At 31.1% G+C, this 3,784-nt stretch carries 5 protein-coding genes; all 5 read right to left on the bottom strand.

Annotation, left to right across the window (positions count from 1 at the left end):
• Positions 1–14 precede the first annotated feature (14 nt).
• Genes CKF59_RS07660 through potA form a run of 5 tightly spaced genes read right to left on the bottom strand, consistent with a single transcriptional unit; the run spans position 15 to position 3,556 of the window.
• Positions 15–323 (bottom strand): RnfH family protein, encoded by a 309-nt coding sequence (locus tag CKF59_RS07660; protein WP_119535315.1) that lies wholly within the window; start codon positions 321–323, stop codon positions 15–17.
• A gap of 20 nt (positions 324–343) precedes the next feature.
• Positions 344–775, bottom strand: coding sequence for a type II toxin-antitoxin system RatA family toxin (locus tag CKF59_RS07655; protein ID WP_119535314.1), 432 nt, complete (start codon positions 773–775; stop codon positions 344–346).
• A gap of 45 nt (positions 776–820) precedes the next feature.
• A complete protein-coding gene (potC, locus tag CKF59_RS07650; RefSeq protein ID WP_119535313.1) occupies positions 821–1,603 on the bottom strand; it encodes a spermidine/putrescine ABC transporter permease PotC in 783 nt (260 codons plus the stop codon).
• Positions 1,603–2,454, bottom strand: a complete 852-nt coding sequence (locus CKF59_RS07645) for an ABC transporter permease subunit (protein WP_119535312.1) — start codon at positions 2,452–2,454, stop codon at positions 1,603–1,605. Before CKF59_RS07645 ends, potC begins: the two co-directional genes overlap by 1 nt.
• A complete protein-coding gene (gene potA, locus CKF59_RS07640) occupies positions 2,423–3,556 on the bottom strand; it encodes a spermidine/putrescine ABC transporter ATP-binding protein PotA (protein WP_222985716.1) in 1,134 nt (377 codons plus the stop codon). The genes CKF59_RS07645 and potA overlap by 32 nt, the downstream gene beginning before the upstream one ends.
• Between the last annotated feature and the right edge of the window lie 228 nt (positions 3,557–3,784).

The raw sequence follows: 3,784 nt of genomic DNA, 5'->3' as shown, positions 1-3,784 counted from the left end.
CATACGCCTTAAATTTATTTGCTTCTTGTAGTTTTGCGATTTGGATTATGTGGTACAGCTTTATCACGATTAGGTTCGTTTCTTCTTCTCAATAAAGATCTTAAAACTGAAACTCGATCACCATCTTGCACTCTAGCATCTAATTCTACTTTTTCTGCAAAAATAGCATAGCTCATTTCTTCTTTGTTTAATTTATAAATTAACAAAACCTTTGAATCATCAACAACCTTTTCTACCGTTAGTTCTTCATCAGCAGGATATTTAAATTTCCAAATATAAATATTCTCAGGTGAAGCTCCATAAATTAACTCAACTTTTTTCATTTAAATACCTCTTAGCTTTATTAAGAGTACTTTTCTCGAGCTCTTTGGATAAAACTATCAACCATATTTACCATGGCTGCTTTAAACTTGCTTCCAACCAAGAATTCAATAAATGAATTCATTTTATAATCCATATACAGGTATACCCTTGTATGGTGAGCATTACTTTCTAAGGGTTCGAAAGACCAATAACCTTTTAATTTTTCAAATGGTCCTTCAGCTAAATCCATAGTAATTTTCTCAAAAGGATAAAACTTAGTATAAGTACTAAATTTTTGACTTATCCCAGCAAATGACATTTCAAGCTCAGCTAAAACTTCATTCTCCTTTTGAGAAAAAGTTTTTGCACTTACGCAGTTTTTAATAAACTCTGGATATTCCAAATAATTAGCAACAAGCTGAAACATTTGCTCACAAGTATAGTCTACGTCTATTGCGTGTTCTATAATCATATAAACATATAAGAATAACCCTATTTACATAGGGTTATTTAAGCATTAAAAATTAAATTTCATTTTACCTTTAAAAGCAAATGACACTAAAGTTACGATTACTATAGATAGTAATACCATAATCGTTGCCACTGCATTTACATCAGGTGTAACCCCTGATTTTACTAGAGAGAAAACTCTTACAGGTAAAGGTTCATATCCAGGACCTGTAGTAAAGCTACTAATAATTACATCATCCATAGAGATAATAAAGCACAGTAACCAACTTGCGGCAATTGCAGGGAAAATTAAAGGTAAAACTATTTTTAATAAGATTACACTTTCTGGAGCTCCTAAATCTTTTGCAGCTTCGAGCATACGGCGATCAAACCCTTGTAATCGCGAACTTATTACAATCACTGCATAAGGAAGACAGAAGGTAATATGTGCTATAAGTAAAGTAACAAAACCTAATGAAAAACCTAAAGTAATAAAGAGAATTAACAATGAAATAGCCATTACTACGTCAGGTGTTATCATATTTAAAAGTAATAACCCTTGGACAGCACTTTTACCTCTAAAACGGTAACGATAAACAGCAATAGAGACTAAAACACTAATTACCGTCACTATAGTTGCAGCTAAAAATCCGATCGTTAATGAATGTAAAGCTGCATTGATCATATCTTGGTTATTAAATAATCTTTCGTACCATTTCCAAGTAAAGCCATCCCAACGTATCCCATAACGATTGACATTAAAACTGTTTACCACTAATACGGCTATAGGTAGATACATAAATAGTACAACTAAAGCGATTATCAAAGTAATGGAAATTTTCTTAAACATTACTCTACTCTCCCTATTTTAAATCTATTCACTAACCACATAGTAAACATTAAAATAACAATCATCCCTATTGAAAGAGCTGCTCCTAAAGGCCAGTTTCTTGTAAATAAGAATTCCGAACGAATTACCGAACCTATGAGTAAGGCTTTAGGACCACCTAATAATTCTGAAATATAGAATAATCCCATTGATGGAAGGAATACTAAGGTAAATCCTGCTACTACCCCAGGAAAAGATAAAGGGAAAGTTATTTTCGTAAATCTCTTTAACGGACTTGCCCCTAAATCCTTTGCAGCTTCAATTAAACGATGATCTATTTTTTGTAAAGAAGAGTAAATTGGTAAAATCATATAAGGTAAAAGTATTGATACCATACCTATGATTACAGCTACATCCGTATATAAGATTTGTAATGGTTTATCAATTACCCCTATATTTAATAAAAATTTATTTAAAAATCCATTAGCTCCTAATAAATTCTTTATTCCATAAATTCTTACTAAACTATTTGTCCAAAAAGGTAATAAAACTAAAATTAAAAGAAAGGCATGCCATTTCTTTTTACAGTTAACCACTGCTAATGCGTATAAATAGCCTACAATAAAAGTAACTAAAGTAGTCCATAAAGCTAAATAAACGCTATTTTCGAATACTTTTAAATATAAAGGATCAGCTAACTTTGCGTAGCTTTCAAGAGAAAAAACTGTAGTATAGAAATCACTTGGACTAGGAGAAAAGAAACTAACTAAAACTACTAAAATCCCAGGAACTAATATAAATAGTCCTAACCAAGCTAGAATAAAAACAATCGTAAAGTTTTTAATCGATAGTAGATTTGTTAGATTCTTCATCTAGTACTACCTCCCAACTATCATGCCAAGTTATAGCTACTTTTTGTCCAATGTTATGATTCATTGATGGATCATCTTCATTAAAGAACTCAGAAGTTACAATGATTTTACCATTAGTTAACTCAACTCGTGAATCTAAAGTCATTCCTTTATAGTTCAAATCAATAATTTGCCCATAAATTCCATCTACATTTTCATCATAACGTTGAATCTCTTCAACTAATAAATCCTCAGGACGTAAGAGTACAAGAAGTTTTTTTCCTGTAAATACATCTAATTTAGTATGAATTTTACAAGTACGACCTTCAACATCAGCTAAAACTGTATTCTCGTCAATGCGAGATTTTACAATTGCATCAAATACATTTATTTCACCAATGAACTCTGCTACAAACAGGTTAGCAGGTTCTTCATAAATTTCTCTTGGCGTGCCGTCTTGAACAATTTTACCTTTGTTCATAACAATAATACGATCAGACATAGTTAAAGCTTCTTCTTGATCGTGAGTAACAAAGATAAAGCTAATTCCTAATTTACGTTGTAATGCTTTTAATTCATTTTGCATTTCTAAACGTAATTGATAGTCAAGAGCTGATAAAGATTCATCTAATAATAAAACTTTAGGTTTATTTACTACTGCTCGTGCAATAGCTACACGTTGTTGTTGACCACCAGATAATTGACTCGGCATACGCTCAGCAAAACTTTCAAGTTTTACCATTGCCAAAGCTTCCATTACCCTTTCTTTAATTTCCTTTTCCGGAACTTTTTGCATTCTTAAACCAAACGCCACATTATTAAAAATATTCATATGTGGAAATAAGGCGTAGCTTTGGAAAACTGTATTTACCTGTCTTTTTTCTGCACCTAAATTAGTAACATCAACATCATCAATAAATACTTTACCACCACTTACAGTTTCTAGACCAGCAATCATTCTTAACACTGTAGTTTTACCACAACCAGACGGTCCAAGAATAGTTAAAAATGTCCCTTGCTCTATATCTAAGTTAAACTGTTCAATGGTATTAATTTTACCATCGTAAGATTTTGAGATATTTTCCAATCTTACAATAGACTTACTTGTTTTTTGATCTTTCACAAAATTGTTATCAGAACTATTATTCATTTACTATACACCAACAAAAATTAATTTTTAATTTTGCCTAAGCAAAATATAAAAAGTTAATAATTTCTAGAAGTACTCTAGAACGTAGTTTTGACGTCCTCTTTATCTCAGATCATATTATCTCAGTCAGCGAAAAAGTAAGTATAAAAGCTTACTAAATAATAAATTTGATCTGAAAACATCGAGGTTATTGCTCATTGA

It is taken from the genome of Psittacicella gerlachiana, from assembly GCF_003585965.1.
Taxonomy (GTDB): domain Bacteria; phylum Pseudomonadota; class Gammaproteobacteria; order Enterobacterales; family Psittacicellaceae; genus Psittacicella; species Psittacicella gerlachiana.
Note: the sequence above shows the minus strand (reverse complement) of the source record. Positions and strands in the feature narration are given on the sequence as shown.

What these genes read in the sequence shown, in the direction of transcription:
- CKF59_RS07660 (WP_119535315.1), bottom strand. Translation starts at nt 323, where the DNA reads ATGAAAAAAGTTGAGTTAATTTATGGAGCTTCACCTGAGAATATTTAT.
- CKF59_RS07655 (WP_119535314.1), bottom strand. Translation starts at nt 775, where the DNA reads ATGATTATAGAACACGCAATAGACGTAGACTATACTTGTGAGCAAATG.
- potC (WP_119535313.1), bottom strand. Translation starts at nt 1,603, where the DNA reads ATGTTTAAGAAAATTTCCATTACTTTGATAATCGCTTTAGTTGTACTA.
- CKF59_RS07645 (WP_119535312.1), bottom strand. Translation starts at nt 2,454, where the DNA reads ATGAAGAATCTAACAAATCTACTATCGATTAAAAACTTTACGATTGTT.